A 19798-nucleotide genomic window follows, 5' to 3' on the forward strand; every position below is an offset into this window, starting at 1 on the left:
TGTCCCCTAACAAAAATAAAACAAAACATCCAAAAAGTATAGTTAAAAGTACAAAAATACCGAAAATATATTTTAGTCAGAGGGTTCTAACATATGTACGAAAAGGGATTGCCCTGTAATAGGAAAGAAAACCCTTTCTTAAGAAAGGGCTTTTCTCTCTACTTCTACCGGTTTTCGAACCGGAATTAAAATCATTACACAACCGACTAACACAACAATTCCACCGACTAAAAACGGACTTTGCGGTGAAACAGTGTGGCCGATGATTCCTGATAAGATTGGAGCAATTGCGCCACCTAACCAACGAACGAAGTTATAAACACCTGATGTAACAGATCTTTCATAAGGTGAAATATCCATTACATAACTTGTAAATAATGCATTATTTAATCCAGATGCTAATCCCGATAGAACAATTAATACAATTTGTAACCACATAACTTTCACGAAGAATAGTGCGATTAAGAAAAGCGCAAATACGAGTAAACTACCTTTCAACAATGCTTTCGGTTCATATTTCCCTTCTAGCTTATGGGCCAAAATTGCAGAACCGTAAGCTAACGCTAATCCCCATCCGCAAAATACAAACCCTAATTGAATAGCAGATAAATGCATAATAAGTGGTGAATATGCTAGCACAACGAAAAATCCGTAGTAGTATAACATTCCTGAAATCGCACCTTGCATAAACGGTTTATATTTCACCAGGTTAAGTAATTCCCCTACGCCTGCCGCTTTACGTTTCACTTTTCGCTCCGGTTCTTTTACAAAAAAGAAAACTAAAATAAATGCTAAGAAAATTAAAATACTCGTCGCAAAAAATGGGTAACGCCAAGAATGTCCACCTAATACCCCGCCTAATAACGGTCCGCCTGCCATCCCTAAACCGATAGCTGCTTCATATAGTCCTACTGCTTCATGAACTTCTTTACTTAATGCAATCAATAATGTCATCGCCGTTGCGAAGAACATCGCATTTCCTAATCCCCACCCCGCGCGGAAAATAGATAATTGGGCAATCGTTTGCGATATACCGCATATAAACGCAAATACAGTTACAATCGCAAGACCGATCGTCATCATTCGTTTATCACCAAATCTTGATGCGAATATTCCAGCTGGTAACATCATAATTGCCATCGTTAAAATATATGCTGTAAATAACATCTCTACTTGCCAATGCGATGCACCAATTTGCTCAGCAATACTTGGTAAGATTGGGTCGACTACCCCTATACCCGAAAAGGCAAGGAAGGTAGCCACCACTGTAATCAATCTCCCTAATTTTTGTTTGCTCTCCATTTTAATCATTCTCCTTTTGTACTCTCTAAAAATGTCGCTGCACGATGTAGGCTATCTTCGAGTTCCGCCTTTACACGCTGCATTTGCTCCATTTTCTCGTCTAGCGTTTGCACTTGTTTTTCAAGCATCTCTTTAATTTCTTGAATCACTTCGCGGTCACGAGGATTCTCACTATTTCTTCTTTGCTCCATTCTTTCTTTTAACGATAAAAAATGTTGCATTTCTTGAAGTGTAATCCCTAATACTTCTTTCGCTTCTACAATCCTTTTAATTCTAGCGATGTCCTCGTCCGTATACAGGCGAATGTTCCCCTCACTACGTTCAGGGGGATGAATTAAACCAATTTCCTCATAATAACGAAGTGTACGTTTTGTTAAACCAACTTGCTTTGTGACTTCATCAATTTTATACATGTTTATTCCTCCCTTCACTCGATTATTACATTTTACGTTAACGTTAACTTTTGTGCAACTGTTAGACTTTTGTAAATGTTTATCCTATTCAATTGTATTTTTCCAAAAGCAGTTTCATAATGAAAGAAAAGAAACGATAAGGAGATTTCCGTATGAATAAACCACTTATTTTCGCCCACCGCGGGGTAAAAGGAACACATCCAGAAAATACGATGATTGCCTTCCAAGAAGCAGAACGCATTGGTGCCCACGGCATTGAGCTTGATGTACACCTATCAAAAGATGGTGAACTTGTCGTGATTCACGATGAAACAGTAGATCGCACAACAAATGGCATAGGTCTTGTTTCTGAAAAAACGGTAGCGGAATTACAAGCTTTAGATGCTGGTAGCCATAAAGACCCTTCTTTCCATGAAGCAAAAATCCCAACGTTACGTGAAGTATTCATTTGGTTATCTACGACAAATTTACAGCTCAATATTGAGTTAAAAACAGATGTTATCCACTATCCAACTATTGAAGAAAAAGCTGTTGCTCTCGTTCGTGAATACCATCTATCTAATCAAATTATATTCTCATCATTTAACCACGACTCTGTTTCATTATTAGCAGAAATAGCTCCTGAAATCCCAAGAGCAATTTTATATGATACACCACTTGCTGACCCTATCGCTGAAGCAAAAAATAGAGAAGCAACTGGTTTACATCCAAACTTTCAATTACTAACAAAGGAATTTATTCAATTTGCACAAGATCAAGGGTACGTTTTCCGCCCTTATACGATTAACGAATACAAAGATTTACAAACTATGATTGACTATGGCGTAGATGTCATTATTACCGATTGGCCAGCACGTGCCTTTGAGCTCCTTTCTTAATTGAAGGAGCTTTTTGTTTTCGAAATTTCATTGTTTAAAATAACCGAAAACCCTCAATACTAATACAATAATGTTTGTATTAGTATTGAGGGGCTGAAAAAGATGGATCAAACTATGAATCCGAAACTTAAAAAATATAAACGTCTTTTCTTCACCGTAATGTTTTCTTCTGTTCTTTTTTTTGTTTTTTCCTTTTTTGTTATTATTATAGTTGCAAAAATTATGGGACCTCCTCCTGTTGCTGTCCCACAAACAAGTGTCTTTTACGCTAATGATGACACTGTTATCGGACAAAGTAATGAAATGCAAAAACGTTACAATGTATCTCTCAATGAAATTTCTCCTTATGTAAAAGAGGCGACACTTTCTATCGAAGATCAACGATTTTACAAACATCATGGCTTTGATATGAAACGTATTGCTGGTGCTATTGTTGCCGATTTAAAAGCGATGGCAAAGGTCCAAGGTGCTAGTACGATTACACAACAGTATGCTCGTAACCTATACTTAGATCATGATAAAACGTGGAAACGTAAACTATTAGAAGCGATGTACACAATTCGCCTTGAAGTGAACTATAATAAAAATCATATTTTAGAAGGATATTTAAATACAATTTATTACGGGCATGGTGCTTACGGAATCGAAGCTGCGTCTCGTCTATATTTCGATAAAACAGCAAAAGAATTAACACTAGCGGAAGCTAGTATGCTCGCAGGTATCCCGAAAGGACCTAGTGTCTACTCTCCCTTTTTAAAAGAGGATCGTGCGAAAGGACGACAATCTCTCATATTAGACGAAATGGTAGAACAAGGTTACATTACGAAGAAACAAGCAACGTCAGCAAAAAAAGAGCCACTAACTTTTGCCTCATTAGATACAAAAAAAGTGGCAGAGATTGCACCTTATTTCCAAGATGCTGTACAAGCTTCTCTTCTTCGTGATATCGGATTAGATGAACAAGCCTTACAAAAGGGTGGCCTGCGTATTTATACAACACTAGACCCTAAATTACAATCTGTTGCAGAGCAAGCTGTAAAAGATCACATACCTGACACAACAAACATACAAACTGCGCTCGTCTCTATGAATCCAAAAACAGGTGAAGTAGCTGCCCTTGTTGGTGGAACTGATTATAATACGAGTCAATTTAACAGGGCTACACAGGCCGCTCGACAGCCTGGATCTACGTTTAAGCCATTCCTGTATTACGCGGCATTAGAACGAGGATTCACCCCTGCTACGCGCTTAAAAAGCGAATACACTGTGTTCACTTTAGGTGACGGTGTTTCAAAGTATAAACCGAAAAACTATAAAGACTATTATGCAGACGATTTTGTAACAATGGCGCAAGCTCTTGCAGTCTCTGATAACGTATATGCCGTGAAGACCAATTTATTTTTAGGCGAAGACATTCTTACAAAAACAGCGAAGCAATTCGGTATTACTACCGCATTAAAAGATGTTCCGTCTCTCGCTCTCGGTACATCTCCTGTAAAACCAATTGAAATGGTTAACGCTTATAGCATGTTCGCAAACGGCGGAAAAGAAGTAAAACCGATGTTTATTCGCCGCATTATGGACCAGGAAGGAAACATGCTATACGATGCTCATTTGGAGAGTAAACAAGTTCTCGATAAAAGCAAAGCGTTTGTAATGGAAGAAATGATGACGGGCATGTTTAATAAAAAACTGAGCAGCTATGCTGCTGTAACTGGTCAATCGATGTTATCTAAACTATCAAGAACATATGCCGGAAAATCCGGTTCTACTGAAACAGATAGTTGGATGATTGGATTTACCCCGCAAATCGTAACGGGTGTATGGGTTGGATACGATCAACCTAAATCGATTTCAAACGTAGCAGAACAAGGATATGCGAAAAAAATATGGACCGATACGATGGAAAAAGGCTTAGATGGACAACCTCAAAAAGAGTTTAAACAACCAAGTGACGTCGTTGCAGTCGATATTAACCCTGAAAACGGAAAAATCGCTACAAAAAATTGTCCCATTTCAGTTAAAATGTATTTCGCAAAAGGTACAGAACCAACTGAATATTGTATGGATCATGTCGATGACAAAGAGGAATTTGAAAAGACAACTGAAGAAAAGAAGAAAACAAGTTGGTGGAAAAAATATCTTCCTTGGTAAAAAAAATAGCTGACGGGCATCCGTCAGCTATTTTTTATTCACTTAATAATGCACGGCGCAATTCTTCACTAGATTCGTTCCAAATCGCTTCATTATGTTCTTTCAAGAATGTACCAAGTACTTTTTTAGATGATTCATCCATATGGTCAACCATAATGTAACGCTTCATTGATTTATCCATTTTGTTTACGTGCTCTGGAAGTGATTTATATCCGCGGCGAATTTCACGGTCAACTGTCATTTCACAAGCTGTTACACCTGCATAATAAGCACCTGTCGCCGTTCTTTCAATCGTTACCCACACAAGCCAAAATGGTTTTCCGTTTGGAACTTCATCTTTATTTGTTAAAAACTTAATACCTTTTTCGACTGTACTACGTGCATGCATTGCACCGATATCAACAAATGCTGTTTTCTCTAGTACATCGACAAATACAGGTGAAATGTTTTCTAGACTTAATGCTCCAACACCAAAACCACCATGTCCATCTGTTGAATCATTTTTCACGATATTAAAACCGATTTTTTTCTTTTTCTCTGTCATATGTAAACTCCTCCTCACTTAATGATTATAAAAGGCCAAAAATAGGCGCAATGATACTGTCTAAAAATACAAATACATATGGAATGACAACATTAAAAATAGGTTGAATTGTATAATTGCTAAGCGGTGTAATAACAAGAATTAATAACGCTATTGCTCCATACTTTTCATACTGTGTCATTTTCGCACGAATATTTGTTGGTGCTAGATCTTCCACAACTCGATACCCATCAAGTGGCGGAATTGGCAATAAGTTAAATACAAGTAATACGATATTAAGCATAATAAAAATTCGGAAGAATTGAGCCAATGTATCTGCTACTGCAAATGGAATTGAATCTAATACACCAAATGTTAATAGGCTATACCAAATAATTAAACCAATTGCACTTAAAATTAAGTTACTAATTGGGCCTGCAATTGAAACTAATATCCCTGCAAGACGCGGCCTTTTAAAGTTATATGGGTTAACAGGAACAGGTCTTGCCCAACCAAAACCAAGAATTAATACAGCGATCATCCCAATAGGATCTAAGTGCGCCATCGGTGATAATGTTAAACGGCCTTGCTTCTTTGCTGTATCGTCTCCAAATTTATATGCAACATATGCATGCGCAAATTCATGCACTGATAACGCAATAATAATGGCCATTGCTACCAACGGAATTTGTTGCAATGGGTATCTAAATAACTGATCCATGATTCATCTCCTCTTCAATATGTCAAAAAAAGAAATTATTTGTTTTTTCGATTGTTCTTCCCCATAATCCGCTATAATAAGAGTGTAACTTACATAAAAGGAGCGATTATATATGCCATACGTAACAGTGAAAATGCTAGAAGGACGCACAGAGGAACAAAAGAAAGCTCTTGCTGAGAAAGTAACAGCAGCAGTAAGCGAAACAACTGGTGCTCCTGAAGAAAACATCGTTGTTTTCATCGAAGAAATGTCTAAAAACCATTATGCAGTTGGCGGAAAACGCTTAAGCGACAAATAATTTCAAGTTCTTTCATAAGAAGCAGCTCTTAGCTGCTTCTTATTTTTTTCCTTCTAGTAATTCGATGATTCTCTCTTTATATTTTCCTTTTCTTCCATCTTCATAGATTAAATCATGCGGATAGAATAGTTTTTGATCCCTTCTCTTCTTACCAGTAATTGCCTCAACAATATCCGATTCACGCGAAAGCTCTCTAAGCTCTCCATTTGGCATAAGAAGTAAGATTGGCAGACGTTCTTCTTCTTCACCAGCACGGTAAAAGTCATACGGTAAGTCTGACGTTGAATCAACTACTAAATAGTATTCTGGATCAAGTCCAATTTTTTTAAATAAGCTACTTAATTCCATCCAATTATCTAAACCGTGCTTATCTGTAAACTCTACATATTTAAATAGGTTTCGATTCATAAAACGACGGCATAAATCACTTAAAATTGGATCTTCTTCGTCTTGCCATACTTGGAAGTAATAATACATAACGTTCTCGTCTAACTTTAAATAATCCTCTACTGTAACTTCTTCTTCAAATAAAGAATAGAAATGAACCGGATGATTTTTAAATGTATAATACTTCTCATGCAATGATTTTGCACGGTGTAAAATCTTCGTTAAAATAACTTCGGCACTGCGCGTTACCGGATGGAAATATACTTGCCAATACATTTGATAACGACTCATAATATAATGCTCAACAGCATGCATACCACTATTTTTAATGACTACTTGATTCCCATATGGACGCATGACACGTAGTATACGTTCCATATCAAAGTTTCCATACTTTACGCCAGTGAAATACGCATCTCTTAATAAATAGTCCATACGATCTGCATCAATTTGACTGGAAATCATGCTAATCGCTAATTTATTCGTAGATGTTTTGGCGATTACATCGGCTACCTTTTGCGGAAAGTCTTTATCCACACGACTTAATATGCGATTAATTTCCGTATCTCCAACGATAATCTTTTGCGTAAATTTCTCATGATCTAATGAAAATACTTTTTCAAACGAGTGAGAAAACGGGCCGTGACCGACATCATGAAGTAATGACGCACATAAACATAACAATCTATCTTCAGCATTCCAGTTTGGTCTGCCATCAAACACATCATCAATCATACGACGAATAATTTCATATACACCTAACGAATGAGTAAAGCGACTATGCTCTGCACCGTGAAATGTAAAAAATGTCGTTCCAAGCTGCTTAATACGGCGCAAGCGTTGAAATTCTTTCGTTCCGATTAAATCCCAAATAACACGATCGCGCACGTGCACATATTTATGTACCGGGTCTTTAAACACTTTTGTTTCGCTGAGTTTGTCGTTTAAATATACCACCTTCCGACATCCCCCTTTCTTTACTGCATTCTTACTATATATTATAAACGAAATAGGAAACAGAAAGAAATGAAAGACTATATTAATTGCCCTTATATAAAGAAAAAATCACTTTTACCAAAGTAAAAGTGATTTCTGTTTATACATTATTTCCCTAAAACGAATTCAGCAACTTCATCTAAGATCATTTCTTTACCTAGTGGGAAGTAACCTTTGTTTACGTCTTCGTTTTTAATTGTAAATACGTGGTTGTTTTTAACAGCGTTCATGTTTTTCCAAATTGATTCTTCTTGGAATTCTTTTAGACGTTGAGAACCGTCACCAGTTGTAAATACGAATAAGTAATCCGGGTTGTAATCGATTAAAGCTTCTTTTTGTACTTGTACTAGTGGTTTATCCGTTGGTGTACCTTTAACTGCTGGTAATTTTAAATCATTAAAGATTACGCTACCGTAACCGTATTCACCGTATACGCGGAAAGCATTTGGATATGCAGCCATTTTCATAAATTTAGCATCGCCAGTTTTCGCAACGATTTTGTCATGTAATTTGCTTGCTTTTTCATCATACTGTTTGAACCATTCTTTCGTTTCTTTCTCTTTACCGAAGATTTGACCTACTTCTTCGAATTTCGGACGCCATTGGTCTAATGGAGTTTTTAACATAACTGTTGGTGCAATTTTAGATAATTGATCATAAATCTTTTCTTGACGATTGTTTACAAGAATTAAGTCTGGTTTTGCAGCAGCTACTGCTTCGATGTTAATTTTATCGCCCCAAGCAGAACCAACTGGTTTTACGTCTTTTAATTTCTTTTCAATATGTGCATCAATCTTTTCTTGAGATGTATTAGCAGTAATAATTGGTTTCATACCAAAGATTAATAATTCTTCTGTTGAACCACTAAGGTCAGCAATTTTCTTTGGATTTGCAGGAATTTTAATTTCCCCTTTTGCGTGTTGTACAGTGCGCTCTTCAGTCTTCGCATCCTTCGCATCTGCTTTCTTCTCTTCTTTGTTAGAACAAGCTGCAAATAGTACAGAAGTAACGACTAATACCATTGCTAATAACGCCATTTTAAAATTCTTCATGTTCCCACTCCTTCTAGCTGTATTTCTCTTATAAGTTACAGTGAACTATAAGAAACAAGATTAACAATTAATAAATATATATTGATTAATTGTTGCTTATGCCCCGTTCTAACGGGTGTTCAACTTCCTATTTACTAATAAGAAGCTCAACGTCCATTAGAAGCCCCCCTCTTTACGAGGGGGATCTACTTATGCTTTTTTACGCAATTGATTACTAATCATCGCTAAATCATATGTTAAACAAATTGGTTTACAGTTTACTGGACACGGAACGATTTGAGCTTCAATCTCAAATACACTGCGAAGTGTTTCACTCGTCATCACTTCGTCTGGCGTTCCTTGCTTCATTAACTTACCTGCTTTTAATGCAATCATATGATCTGAGAAACGAGAAGCATGGTTTAAGTCATGGATAACCATAACAATCGTTCTACCTTCTTCTTCGTTTAACTTTTTCAATAAGTTTAATACTTCTAATTGATGAGCCATATCTAAGTACGTTGTCGGTTCATCTAATACGAGTAATTCTGTCCCTTGTGCAAGAGCCATCGCAATCCATACGCGTTGACGTTGCCCGCCTGATAACGCCTCTGCTGGACGATTTGCGAATTCTGTCATTCCCGTCACTTCAAGTGCCCAATGAATGTAACGATAATCCTCTTCTTTCAACGTTCCAAATCCTTTTTGATGAGGAAAACGTCCATATGAAACAAGTTCAAACACAGTAAGGCCAGTTGGCACTTCTGCAGTCTGTGGTAAAATCGCCATTTTCTTTGCGATTTCTTTCGTTGGCTGTTTCTCGATTGCTTTTCCGTCAAGATAAACAGTACCTTTTTTCGCCTTCAAAATACGAGAAGCTGTTTTTAATAATGTGGACTTCCCACAACCATTTGGTCCAATAATTGTTGTAATTTTCCCTTCCGGAATTTCAACTGTTAATCCATCAATAATTAACCCTTCATTATAGCCAACAGATACCGCATCAACTGCTAAAGTTGCCATACAAAAAGCCTCCCTTTATTTTGTCCTCATAAGTAAGTATATGAAATATGGTGCACCAATTACAGAAATAACAAGACCGACCGGTATTTCTGAAGTTGTTAACACACTTCTTGAAATTACGTCTGCGAATAAGAGTAAAAACGTCCCTATTAGTGCAGCGGTAGGCAGCATAATTTGATGTTTACCACCAACAAGGCGCCTAGCTAAATGCGGAGCCATTAAACCGATAAAACCAATTCCTCCGGCAACAGCGACAGATGCACCAGCTAAACAAACTGCAATAAATAATAATTTACGTCTTTCTTTTTCTACATTTACACCAAGGCCAACTGCTGTGGAGTCGCCTAGGTTCATTACGTTTAATATGTGAGCCTTACTAATAGCAAGTGGCAAGAAAATAACCATCCATGGAAGGACACTTAGTACGAATTTCCAATCTGTGCCCCATAGACTTCCTGCTAACCAAATCGTAGCAAAACGGAAATCGTTAGATGTCATCTTCATAGAAAAAATTAAACTGACAGCACCAAACCCGGCTGCAACAGCGATACCGACAAGTATTAATCTCGTTGATGAAACGCCGTCTTTCCATGCTAGTAAATAAATAATAACCGCTGCTAATATCGCACCAACTAACGCAAAGAAAGGAAGGATAAATACAGATAAAAATGTACCAGTTCCAACTTTCCCGAAGAAAAAGTAAACGAAGATAACGACTGTTAACCCCGCTCCAGCGTTAATACCAATAATACCTGGATCAGCAAGTGGATTACGTGATAACCCTTGCAAAATCGCACCTGACATCGCTAAAGCAGATCCAACTAATATAGCAATGACCATACGCGGCATACGGAATTCAAATAAAATAACAGACTGATCTTCAGCCCCAAGTCCAACCAATGACTTTAATACGTCCATTGGCGGTATTTTAAATGTCCCTGTATTTAAACTTACTAAAAATACAGTAACGATTAATCCTACTAAGATTGTTAAAACAGAAACGTTCTTTTTTGTTAAGACACTTGTCCTCACATTTTCCCTCTCCCTTCGTTACGTGCTAAGTAGAGGAAGAATGGAACCCCAATTAGCGCTGTAATTGCTCCAATTGGCGTTTCAAACGGCGGATTAATAACGCGAGATAACATATCTGCACATTCAATTAACAGCCCACCTAAGACCGCAGAACATGGAATAACCCATCTATAGTCTGAGCCTACAAGGAAACGAGTCATGTGCGGGATTACAAGACCAACAAATCCAACCGATCCTGCCATAGAAACCGCAGAACCTGTTAACACAAGAACAAGTACTGTTCCGATAAATTTAATTAATGTCGTATTTTGACCAAGTCCAATCGCAATTTCTTCACCGAAGCTTAAAATTGTAATATACCTCGACATCATAATTGCAATAAAGAGACAAACAAGGCCAATTGGTACTAACATATTAATACTTTCCCATTTCACTCCCGCAACTCCGCCTGCATTCCACATACTCACCTCTTGGGCAAGGTTGAAATATAGCGCAATTCCAGATGAAATGGCCCCTAATAACGCACTAATTGCTGCACCCGCTAAAGCTAACTTCACAGGTGTTAATCCACCTGGTGAAGAAGACCCAATTCCATATACAATGCTCGCTCCAAACGCAGCACCAATAAAAGATGCGATAACGAACATTAAATAAGGTGAATTAGGGAAGAATGCATACATAATTGCAATTCCAAATACAGCTCCATCTGTAATTCCCATTAACGATGGTGAAGCAAGTGGATTTCGCGTCATACCTTGCATAATTGCCCCTGATACTGCTAAAAAGGCACCTGCAACTACGCCCCCTATTGCTCTAGGCATGCGAAGTTCTTGAATTACGTTATGATGCGTAATAGAACCGTCAAACTGAAACACAGCTTGCCATACAGTCTTTAAACTAATATCTGCAGCACCAAACGAAATAGAAACTGCCATGCTTAAAGCTAACAAAACTGTACCTGCTACTAAAATAATAGAAGCAACGAGCGGCCTGCTCTTAATCTCTTTAACATTCACATCTTGCTGTTCTATACTCCTTGCGCTCGCTTCCATACCTCAACCATCCTAACCAACAACATATATTTAATGAAATGAAATTTATTCTCAAATAGTAATAAAAAATTAGGTTAATTGACCTTTTCTTGATAATGATTATCAGAATCAGACACTTTCTATTCTACCTATCGCTTCAAAAGACTGTCAACCATTATTTTGAAATATAAATTTATATAAATTGAAATTCGAATGAATAGATGATGCCCCCTCCTTCATTGAATGTTAATCTACTCAATTGTATTTTCGTAGAATAACTCATTCCTCGTATGGGCATAAAAAAAGAAGAGTAATCTGTTCACTCTTCTTTTTCTTACTTATTTAACTTTGCTTCAATTTTTACAATTAATTCATCTTCTGTTGGAGCCGCGACTGGACGATTATTTACAAATGCGAATGATTTTTTACGACCAGGACCACAGTAAGACTGACATGCAACTTCAATCGTTGCACATGAATCTACTTTTTTTAACTTTGGAATCAACGTTTTAACGTTCGTTGCCTGACAATCATCACACACACGAAATTCGTTCCCCATTATATAACACTTCCTCTATTTTAAACTTTTCTCAAGTACATTTAAAAATAAACACTAAATGGTATTTTACCGCTCTTTGAAGCTCGTTGCAAGTTTCCCTTTAAAGCTCTTTCTTCATATAATGCTACATATTTATATGTTCTCCTACAGAAGCTTACGTCATTCTTGGCAAAATTTATACCTTTCATCGAAATCTACCATATTTTTAAAAGCTTTGTATAAAAGCTCATTTTTTTGCCCATTATAAAAATAGGAAGTTCATAAAAAGAAAGGGAGTTGAATCTATGAAAGTAAGACAAGATGCTTGGACGGATGAGGATGATTTATTACTTGCTGAAACTGTACTTCGTCACGTTCGAGAAGGAAGTACTCAATTAAATGCATTTGAAGAAGTGGGTGATCAATTAAATCGTACATCTGCTGCCTGTGGTTTCCGTTGGAATGCTGTTGTTCGCTATAGTTATGAACAAGCTCTTCAACTAGCAAAAAAACATCGTAAAGATAAAATGCGCGCTGCAAGCGGTGAACAAGCGAAAAAACGTTTACTTTATACACCACCAGCTTCAGATTCGATAACTGATTATGAAGAATTCGTACAAGAGGAATCAATTGTACAATATAAAGAAGCTATTCCATATAAAGAAGCTATTCCATATAAAGAAACTACCGTTCCTGCTACAAAAAGCTCTATGACAATGCAAGATGTTATTTATTTTTTACAAACAGTCGGATCTTCAAATATAAAAGTGACAGCTCTTGAAAACGAGAATACGAGATTGAAACAAGAGATTAGAGCACAAATCCTTCGAAATGAAGAACTAGAAAAGAAACTAGAAAAATTAGAAAAACAATCTCATACTGTACAAGAAGATTACGAAACACTTATGAATATTATGAACCGAGCTCGTAAGTTGGCAGTCATGGATGACGAAGAACGTTCTCAAACATCTTTCCGAATGGATCGAAACGGTAATTTAGAAAAAATTGCAGAATAGAAAGGATGCATGTAATGCATCCTTTTTTAGTCTTTCATCTTTAAACTTTCCCTTTATATGCGAGAAAACCCCCTTCTTCATTTTTTGCTATAATAGAGATTGTCATTTTAAAGATAAGGGGTTAGTTATATGAGCAATTCCCGTTCCATTTTATCTCAGCCAGAGTGGCGTATTGTAGATCAGTCTAGTTTGGGACCAACATTCCATGCATTGCAGTCATTTGCAATGGATGACACACTGTGCACAAGCATTGGAAATGGTCAATCAGCTGCAACAATGCGTTCTTGGGTTCATCACAATACAATTGTTCTTGGCATTCAAGATTCACGCCTACCACACTTGGAAGAAGGTATTTCCTTTTTACAAGAAAACAACTTCAATGTTATCGTTCGTAATTCCGGTGGACTTGCAGTCGTACTTGATGAAGGTGTTTTAAACGTATCACTTTTATTCCAAGAGACAGAAAAAGGTATCGATATTGATCTTGGATACGATACAATGTGGCATTTAATTAAGGAAATGTTAAACGATTACGATGTTACAATCGAGGCAAAAGAAATTGTTGGTTCTTACTGTCCTGGTAGCTATGACTTAAGTATTTGCAATCAAAAATTTGCTGGCATTTCACAGCGCCGTATTCGCGGTGGTGTCGCTGTCCAAATTTATCTCTGCGCTACAGGAAGTGGCTCTGAGCGTGCCGCACTCGTTCGTGATTTCTACAACCTAGCCATTCAAGGAGAAGAAACACGCTTTACGTATCCTGAAATTATACCGAGTACGATGGCTTCACTTTCAGAATTACTTGGCGAAACTATTACAGTACAAGATTTAATGATGCGCCTTTTAAAAACACTGCAGCAATTCGCTCCAAAGTTAACACCATCTCAATTAACAATAGATGAAATACCTTTATATGAGACGAATTTACAACGTATTATTGATCGTAACAATAAAGCACTTGGCTTAGAAAAATAAAGACCGTCGCTATAATAGCGACGGTCTTTATTTCGATTCATTATAGAATTAAAGTGCTTGAGCTGCTGTAATTAAAGCTAACTTGTACACTTCTTCTTCGTTACATCCGCGAGATAGATCATTTACAGGCATATTTAAACCTTGTAAGATTGGTCCTACTGCTTCGAAGTTACCTAAACGTTGAGCGATTTTGTAGCCAATATTACCAGCTTCTAAGCTTGGGAATACAAATACGTTAGCATCACCTTTAATTGTAGAACCTGGAGCTTTTTTCTCAGCTACAGACGGTACGAATGCAGCATCGAATTGGAATTCTCCATCTAAAGTTAATTCAGGAGCCATTTCTTTTGCAATACGAGTTGCTTCTACAACTTTTTCTGTTTCTGGAGATTTCGCAGAACCTTTTGTAGAGAAGCTTAACATAGCAACGCGTGGATCAATACCGAATAGTTCAGCAGTTTTCGCACTCTCGATACCAATTTCAGCTAAATCTTGGCTGTTTGGTGCAATGTTAATTGCACAATCAGCGAATACATATTTCTCTTCTTCACGTACCATGATAAATACGCCAGAAGTTTTTGTAACGCCTGGTTTTGTTTTAATGATTTGAAGTGCTGGACGAACTGTATCAGCTGTAGAGTGAGCTGCACCACTTACTAAACCGTGTGCTTTACCCATGTATACAAGCATTGTACCGAAGTAGTTTTCGTCTTTAAGGATTTTGCGAGCGTCTTCTTCAGTTGCTTTACCTTTACGGCGTTCAACGAAAGATGCTACCATTGCATCCATTTCTTCGTATGTAGCTGGGTCATAAATATCAACGCCTGCTAATGTTAAATTCATGCTAGCAGCTTTTGCGCTAATTTCTTCTTTATTACCAACTAAAATTGGTTGTACTAACTCTTCTTTTGCTAAACGCTCTGCAGCGCCTAAAATTCTTTCATCAGTTCCTTCAGGAAGTACGATAGAAATGCCTTTTCCTTGAACTTTTTCTTTTACTGTTGTAAATAAGTTGCTCACGAATAAACCCTCCTACATATGTTAAAAAACTCTATCTTTAAGAATACTGCTTTTCCTCTATATTTTAAACTTATAGCTCCCAAAAAATAGATAAAATTAAAATGATTATATTTTCATAAAATTCAGCCTAGAAATAAATCCCCTTTAAGCCTTATCTTCTCCTATTTTCAAGTAAATTTAAATGTGACAATTTTATGCGCTAAGGTTTTATATAGATGATTTTAAAACTATATATGCTATAGTTAACGTGTAAAACTATCATTAACTGAGGTGAATAGAATGAGTGAAGCAACAACAACGTTAGATGGCTGGTATTGTTTACATGATTTACGTTCTATTGATTGGGCTGCCTGGAAAACATTATCTAGCGACGAACGCGGACAAGCTGTGTCTGAATTTTTAAATGTCGTTGAAAAATGGAACGAAGTATCTACCGCGAAAAAAGGTAGTCATGCAATGTATACTGTTGTTGGCCAAAAAGCTGATATTATGCTTATGATTTTACGTCCAACAATGGAAGAGTTAAATGAAATTGAGACAGAATTGAATAAAACAACATTAGCTGAATATATGGTTCCTGCATACTCTTACGTATCTGTTGTTGAACTAAGCAACTACCTTCCAGCTGATGAAGATCCATATCAAAACCCACAAATCTTAGCTCGCTTATATCCAGAACTACCAAAAGCAAATCACATTTGCTTCTACCCAATGGATAAGCGTCGCCAAGGTGATGACAACTGGTACATGCTTCCTATGGAAGAACGTAAAAAAATGATGTACAGTCATAGTAAAATCGGTCGCCAGTACGCAGGTAAAGTACGCCAAGTTATTTCAGGATCAGTTGGATTCGACGACTTTGAGTGGGGCGTAACATTATTCGCTGACGATGTTCTTCAATTTAAAAAACTTATATATGAAATGCGCTTCGATGAAGTAAGTGCTCGTTATGGTGAATTCGGAACATTTTTCGTTGGAAACATTTTACCAGACGAAAAGGTAGAGAAGTTTTTACACATATAGAGTGAAACTTTAATCAGTGGGGGTTTTGTTCATCCCCACTAATTATTAGCCTTCACCAATCGGGCTTTTACAAGCAGTTGATCGCCCATCTAACTTCTTTGCTTTCGCTTAATTTTTAGGTGGGGATCTTACTGCCCGGCAAATAGCGGGGCAAATCGTAAAAAAGGAACGAATTTCGTTCCTTTTTTTATTACCCTCTATATTTCTCCTCAAAAAACTTCTTTTCTCTGCAAATTTGAACAAAAATCGACAATTCTTTTCAATTTCCTTACAAAATTGTAACCTTTCTATATCCAAATTTATGCTAAAATGGTACGAGCTACATGCTAATAACGATGCGAAGGTGATAATCTATATGAAGAAAATCTTATCTATTTTACTAGCGCTTTTATTGTCAATTTCTTCCTTAGGAGTAACAACATCCCATGCGGAAGAAAAAATACACATTGAAGCGGCCGCTGCACTTCTATTTGATGCAGATACAGGAAAAATACTGCATGAACAAAGTCCAGATGAATTACTAGCTATTGCTAGTATGTCAAAATTAATTGTTGTTTATGCCGTATTAGAAGCAATTAAAGAAGGAAAAATTACTTGGGATACAAAGGTAAACATTTCTGATTATGCTTATGAAGTTTCACGTAATAATGAATTCTCTAACGTTCCATTTGAAAAGGGACGTCAATATACTGTAAGAGAATTATATCATTCTATCGTTATCTTCTCTGCAAACGGATCTAGTATTGCCTTAGCAGAACTTCTTGCAGGAAGTGAGAAGAACTTCTTGAATCTTGCAAATGAACATGCAAAAAAACTAGGGTTAAAGAAATATAAATTTGTAAACGCTACTGGGTTAAATAACGCTGACTTAAAAGGAAAACACCCTGAGGGAACGGATCCGAACGGAGAAAATTCCATGTCAGCTCGCGATATGGGTATGCTTTCAAAAACAATAATTACAAAGTATCCAGAAATGCTAGAGGATACAAAACAAAGATTTAGAAACTTCCCAGATAATCATCCGAAACCAATTCGTATGGAAAACTGGAACTGGATGTTACCAGGTGCCGCTTTCTCTTATGAAGGAACAGATGGTTTAAAAACTGGTAGTTCTGATACTGCTGGATACGGATTCACTATTACAGCAAAACGTGGTGACTTACGCCTCATTTCAGTAATTATTAAAACAAAATCAATGGACGAGCGTTTCACAGAATCTCGTGAATTAATCGAATACGGATTTAATAACTTTGAGAAACAAAAATTAAAAATAGATAAAAATAATACAATTCCTGTATTAAAAGGGAAAGAAGATCAAGTGACTGTTACACCGGAAAAAGAAATAACAGTAATTGCGAAAAAAGGTAGCAAAGATCCTTATAAAATTGGGACTGAAGTAGATAAATCTCTTGCTGAAGATGGACATTTAGTCGCTCCTGTTAAAAAGGATGCAAAGGTAGGTTCCATCGTTCTAGAACCAACTGATAAATACGGATTTTTAGATGGAAATAAAAACATGAAAGTTACTGCAAAAACGACAGAAGAAGTTGAAAAGGCAAATTGGTTCGTATTAACAATGCGCTCTATTGGAGATTTTTTCTCAAACTTATGGTCTAAAGTATTTTAATGATGGAAAGCTAGCTCACGCTAGCTTTTTTTATTTTCCTCTCCATGTAAAACTTCGTTTGGTTGTCATATCTGAGTCCTTTTTCTCATACGTATGAACTAGTAATCGTTACACACTTCATCTAGAAATAAACCTCTTTCCACAAGGTATTCCAAAAAGAGAGGTGACACATAATGGGTGTTATTGCTTATAACGAAGAAGATGTAAAGTTATTAGCTAGACTGATGCGTGCTGAAGCCGAAGGAGAAGGACAACAAGGAATGTTAATGGTCGGAAACGTAGGGGTAAATCGTGTCCGCGGAAATTGTTTAGATTTTAAAAAAATACGTAATTTACGTCAAATGGTTTATCAAAATCCTGGCGGTTTTGAGGCAACGCAAAAAGGGTATTTTTATCAGCGTGCAAGAGAACAAGATATCGCATTAGCAAGGCGAACGATTCAAGGACAACGTTTTTGGCCTGCAAATTTCGCCTTATGGTTTTTTAGACCTGAAGGTCCTTGCCCACCAACTTGGTATGACCAACAAAACTCTGGACGTTTTAAAAAGCACTGCTTCTTCCAACCATCTGCCGGGGATTGCCCTAGCGTATATTAAGGAATGAAAACGAGGAGGGATTTTTGAATGGCACAGCAACAAAACCCGTATTATGGAACAGGTTTTTATCAACCATCTGGAACTTATGCACAACAGCAACAAATGACCCCACAGCAACAGCAACAACAGCAAGCGATGCAACAACAAGCTGCGCAAGCTCAATATGCCGTCTCTCAAGGCATGTTACCATTAGAACAGTCGTATATTGAAAATATTCTTCGCTTGAACAAAGGCAAGCAAGCCACCGTAGTAATGACTTATGAGCGTGGTAGTTCACTCGGTACACAATCTTATACAGGTATTATTGAGGCAGCTGGACGTGATCACATCGTTATTAGTGAACCGCAATCGGGGAAACGTTTTTTACTACTAATGATTTACTTAGATTATGTAGAATTCCCAGAAGAAATTATGTATTTACCTAGTCAACAAGCAACTTATGCTCCAAGACCATAAAAAAAGCTGGCATATGCCAGCTTTTGTTTTTTTATAAGCCTTTTACAACTACAGTTCCGACTAAGATCCATGCCACGATAAACGCTACACCACCAAGAGGTGTAATTGGGCCAAAGAACTTAATACCTGTCGTACTTAATGCATACAAACTACCTGAAAACATAATAATCCCAGCTACCATAAGCCAGCCAGCAGTAGTTAAAAGTGATGATTGAATTTTATCCATTAATAAAGCAACTACGAATAGTCCACCTGCATGAAACATTTGATATGTAACGCCTGTTTTCCAAACTTCTAACATTTTTGCAGAAACTTTATTTTCTAAACCGTGTGCTCCAAAAGCCCCTAACGCAACAGATAGCCCTGCCGCAATACAACCTAGTAAAAAGAAAATTTTCATCTTAATTCCCCTTTTTTTACCTTTATCATAAGCAATTTTTTCATATAAGCCAAACGATTTATCTTCTAAAAATCAAATAAAGAATTACCGTTTGCGCCTTCTTCTTTTATATAAACAGGTTCTCCAGAAACCGGCATAACTGGTTGAACTGTCGTCATAGGCTGAGATCCAATTACTTGTGATGGAATCTCAGGTTCTCTATACATAGAAGGCTCAGCTTGTTCATCTAATAATAAATCACATAACGCTCGCACAACTAATAAATGCGCTTTTGATTGTTGCCCTTCACTGCTTTTTGCCTTTGCAATTTCATTCGCCATTTTATTTAAAATCTTATCGCTCGATATTTGCATTCCTT

22 protein-coding genes are annotated in these 19798 nt (G+C 37.0%); 9 read left to right on the forward strand and 13 right to left on the reverse strand.

All coding sequences use genetic code 11. The features are described 5' to 3' along the window. Positions 1-138: 138 nt before the first annotated feature. Both DT250_RS08950 and DT250_RS08955 read right to left on the reverse strand, forming a co-directional pair. Entirely contained in the window at positions 139-1302 is a 1164-nt protein-coding gene (locus tag DT250_RS08950) for an MFS transporter (protein WP_149212954.1), read from the reverse strand. A gap of 5 nt (positions 1303-1307) precedes the next feature. Further along, positions 1308-1715 (reverse strand): MerR family transcriptional regulator, encoded by a 408-nt coding sequence (locus tag DT250_RS08955; protein WP_000276564.1) that lies wholly within the window; start codon positions 1713-1715, stop codon positions 1308-1310. 152 nt (positions 1716-1867) lie between these two features. Here DT250_RS08955 and DT250_RS08960 point away from each other — a divergent pair, with 152 nt between their 5' ends. Next, a complete protein-coding gene (locus DT250_RS08960) occupies positions 1868-2593 on the forward strand; it encodes a glycerophosphodiester phosphodiesterase (protein WP_088065048.1) in 726 nt (241 codons plus the stop codon). A gap of 102 nt (positions 2594-2695) precedes the next feature. Further along, positions 2696-4747 (forward strand): transglycosylase domain-containing protein, encoded by a 2052-nt coding sequence (locus tag DT250_RS08965; RefSeq protein WP_088065049.1) that lies wholly within the window; start codon positions 2696-2698, stop codon positions 4745-4747. Between the two features lie 34 nt (positions 4748-4781). Here DT250_RS08965 and DT250_RS08970 read toward each other — a convergent pair whose 3' ends face one another. Together DT250_RS08970 and DT250_RS08975 are read right to left on the reverse strand one after the other, a co-directional pair. After that, a complete protein-coding gene (locus DT250_RS08970; protein ID WP_087983730.1) occupies positions 4782-5291 on the reverse strand; it encodes a YwhD family protein in 510 nt (169 codons plus the stop codon). A 25-nt stretch (positions 5292-5316) separates the two neighbouring features. Continuing rightward, positions 5317-5991: a site-2 protease family protein gene (locus DT250_RS08975; RefSeq protein WP_000372469.1), complete on the reverse strand. Its 675-nt coding sequence runs from the start codon at positions 5989-5991 to the stop codon at positions 5317-5319. Positions 5992-6103: 112 nt separating this feature from the next. On the opposite strand from DT250_RS08975, the gene DT250_RS08980 reads away from it, so the two are divergent. Beyond that, on the forward strand, positions 6104-6289 hold the full coding sequence (locus DT250_RS08980) for a 2-hydroxymuconate tautomerase (protein ID WP_001147171.1): 186 nt from the start codon (positions 6104-6106) through the stop codon (positions 6287-6289). A 39-nt stretch (positions 6290-6328) separates the two neighbouring features. Here the strand turns inward: DT250_RS08980 and DT250_RS08985 are convergent, their stop codons facing one another. The 6 genes from DT250_RS08985 to DT250_RS09010 form a co-directional block, all read right to left on the reverse strand. Then, positions 6329-7633, reverse strand: coding sequence for an HD domain-containing protein (locus DT250_RS08985; RefSeq protein WP_000262747.1), 1305 nt, complete (start codon positions 7631-7633; stop codon positions 6329-6331). Between the two features lie 146 nt (positions 7634-7779). Then, positions 7780-8724 (reverse strand): ABC transporter substrate-binding protein, encoded by a 945-nt coding sequence (locus DT250_RS08990; RefSeq protein ID WP_149212955.1) that lies wholly within the window; start codon positions 8722-8724, stop codon positions 7780-7782. A 189-nt stretch (positions 8725-8913) separates the two neighbouring features. Further along, positions 8914-9726 (reverse strand): ABC transporter ATP-binding protein, encoded by an 813-nt coding sequence (locus DT250_RS08995; protein WP_000212064.1) that lies wholly within the window; start codon positions 9724-9726, stop codon positions 8914-8916. Positions 9727-9741: 15 nt separating this feature from the next. Continuing rightward, positions 9742-10758 (reverse strand): FecCD family ABC transporter permease, encoded by a 1017-nt coding sequence (locus DT250_RS09000; RefSeq protein WP_001260777.1) that lies wholly within the window; start codon positions 10756-10758, stop codon positions 9742-9744. After that, complete coding sequence (locus DT250_RS09005; RefSeq protein ID WP_000388283.1) at positions 10755-11810, reverse strand: FecCD family ABC transporter permease; 1056 nt, start codon at positions 11808-11810, stop codon at positions 10755-10757. Before DT250_RS09005 ends, DT250_RS09000 begins: the two co-directional genes overlap by 4 nt. 313 nt (positions 11811-12123) lie before the next feature. Next, positions 12124-12348, reverse strand: a complete 225-nt coding sequence (locus DT250_RS09010) for a YuzB family protein (protein ID WP_000526075.1) — start codon at positions 12346-12348, stop codon at positions 12124-12126. Between the two features lie 284 nt (positions 12349-12632). Here DT250_RS09010 and DT250_RS09015 point away from each other — a divergent pair, with 284 nt between their 5' ends. After that, entirely contained in the window at positions 12633-13343 is a 711-nt protein-coding gene (locus DT250_RS09015; RefSeq protein WP_149212956.1) for an RsfA family transcriptional regulator, read from the forward strand. A gap of 129 nt (positions 13344-13472) precedes the next feature. Beyond that, on the forward strand, positions 13473-14318 hold the full coding sequence (gene lipL / locus DT250_RS09020; RefSeq protein WP_149212957.1) for an octanoyl-[GcvH]:protein N-octanoyltransferase: 846 nt from the start codon (positions 13473-13475) through the stop codon (positions 14316-14318). 48 nt (positions 14319-14366) lie between these two features. On the opposite strand, the gene pta is transcribed toward lipL, so the two are convergent. Beyond that, positions 14367-15338 carry a phosphate acetyltransferase gene (gene pta, locus DT250_RS09025; protein WP_000067226.1) on the reverse strand — a complete coding sequence of 324 codons (972 nt, stop codon included), beginning with the start codon at positions 15336-15338 and terminating at the stop codon, positions 14367-14369. A 279-nt stretch (positions 15339-15617) separates the two neighbouring features. Between pta and hemQ the strand changes: the two genes are divergently transcribed. From hemQ to gerQ, 4 genes are all read left to right on the forward strand, one after another. Further along, a complete protein-coding gene (gene hemQ, locus DT250_RS09030) occupies positions 15618-16361 on the forward strand; it encodes a hydrogen peroxide-dependent heme synthase (protein WP_001287602.1) in 744 nt (247 codons plus the stop codon). A 349-nt stretch (positions 16362-16710) separates the two neighbouring features. After that, a complete protein-coding gene (locus tag DT250_RS09035) occupies positions 16711-17988 on the forward strand; it encodes a serine hydrolase (protein ID WP_149213000.1) in 1278 nt (425 codons plus the stop codon). A 173-nt stretch (positions 17989-18161) separates the two neighbouring features. Continuing rightward, the gene (gene cwlJ / locus DT250_RS09040) at positions 18162-18584 is read left to right on the forward strand and encodes a cell wall hydrolase CwlJ (RefSeq protein ID WP_000538157.1); all 423 of its coding nucleotides are present in this window, start codon (positions 18162-18164) and stop codon (positions 18582-18584) included. A 27-nt stretch (positions 18585-18611) separates the two neighbouring features. Beyond that, positions 18612-19040: a spore coat protein GerQ gene (gene gerQ, locus DT250_RS09045; RefSeq protein ID WP_000068635.1), complete on the forward strand. Its 429-nt coding sequence runs from the start codon at positions 18612-18614 to the stop codon at positions 19038-19040. A 31-nt stretch (positions 19041-19071) separates the two neighbouring features. Here gerQ and DT250_RS09050 read toward each other — a convergent pair whose 3' ends face one another. Both DT250_RS09050 and DT250_RS09055 read right to left on the reverse strand, forming a co-directional pair. Then, a complete protein-coding gene (locus DT250_RS09050; RefSeq protein ID WP_149212958.1) occupies positions 19072-19440 on the reverse strand; it encodes a DUF423 domain-containing protein in 369 nt (122 codons plus the stop codon). Between the two features lie 65 nt (positions 19441-19505). Continuing rightward, positions 19506-19793: a YwdI family protein gene (locus tag DT250_RS09055; protein ID WP_001167358.1), complete on the reverse strand. Its 288-nt coding sequence runs from the start codon at positions 19791-19793 to the stop codon at positions 19506-19508. Positions 19794-19798: the final 5 nt, after the last annotated feature.

The organism is Bacillus sp. AR2-1 (assembly GCF_008368755.1).
GTDB lineage: Bacteria > Bacillota > Bacilli > Bacillales > Bacillaceae_G > Bacillus_A > Bacillus_A wiedmannii.

Bases quoted from the DNA above. Each gene is read 5' to 3' on its own strand.
- DT250_RS08965 (WP_088065049.1), top strand. From the start codon at position 2,696: ATGGATCAAACTATGAATCCGAAACTTAAAAAATATAAACGTCTTTTC.
- DT250_RS09010 (WP_000526075.1), bottom strand. From the start codon at position 12,348: ATGGGGAACGAATTTCGTGTGTGTGATGATTGTCAGGCAACGAACGTT.
- DT250_RS08950 (WP_149212954.1), bottom strand. From the start codon at position 1,302: ATGGAGAGCAAACAAAAATTAGGGAGATTGATTACAGTGGTGGCTACC.
- cwlJ (WP_000538157.1), top strand. From the start codon at position 18,162: ATGGGTGTTATTGCTTATAACGAAGAAGATGTAAAGTTATTAGCTAGA.
- gerQ (WP_000068635.1), top strand. From the start codon at position 18,612: ATGGCACAGCAACAAAACCCGTATTATGGAACAGGTTTTTATCAACCA.
- DT250_RS09050 (WP_149212958.1), bottom strand. From the start codon at position 19,440: ATGAAAATTTTCTTTTTACTAGGTTGTATTGCGGCAGGGCTATCTGTT.
- lipL (WP_149212957.1), top strand. From the start codon at position 13,473: ATGAGCAATTCCCGTTCCATTTTATCTCAGCCAGAGTGGCGTATTGTA.
- hemQ (WP_001287602.1), top strand. From the start codon at position 15,618: ATGAGTGAAGCAACAACAACGTTAGATGGCTGGTATTGTTTACATGAT.
- DT250_RS08955 (WP_000276564.1), bottom strand. From the start codon at position 1,715: ATGTATAAAATTGATGAAGTCACAAAGCAAGTTGGTTTAACAAAACGT.
- DT250_RS08975 (WP_000372469.1), bottom strand. From the start codon at position 5,991: ATGGATCAGTTATTTAGATACCCATTGCAACAAATTCCGTTGGTAGCA.
- DT250_RS08970 (WP_087983730.1), bottom strand. From the start codon at position 5,291: ATGACAGAGAAAAAGAAAAAAATCGGTTTTAATATCGTGAAAAATGAT.
- DT250_RS08980 (WP_001147171.1), top strand. From the start codon at position 6,104: ATGCCATACGTAACAGTGAAAATGCTAGAAGGACGCACAGAGGAACAA.
- DT250_RS08960 (WP_088065048.1), top strand. From the start codon at position 1,868: ATGAATAAACCACTTATTTTCGCCCACCGCGGGGTAAAAGGAACACAT.
- DT250_RS09005 (WP_000388283.1), bottom strand. From the start codon at position 11,810: ATGGAAGCGAGCGCAAGGAGTATAGAACAGCAAGATGTGAATGTTAAA.
- DT250_RS08995 (WP_000212064.1), bottom strand. From the start codon at position 9,726: ATGGCAACTTTAGCAGTTGATGCGGTATCTGTTGGCTATAATGAAGGG.
- DT250_RS08990 (WP_149212955.1), bottom strand. From the start codon at position 8,724: ATGAAGAATTTTAAAATGGCGTTATTAGCAATGGTATTAGTCGTTACT.
- DT250_RS09015 (WP_149212956.1), top strand. From the start codon at position 12,633: ATGAAAGTAAGACAAGATGCTTGGACGGATGAGGATGATTTATTACTT.
- DT250_RS09055 (WP_001167358.1), bottom strand. From the start codon at position 19,793: ATGCAAATATCGAGCGATAAGATTTTAAATAAAATGGCGAATGAAATT.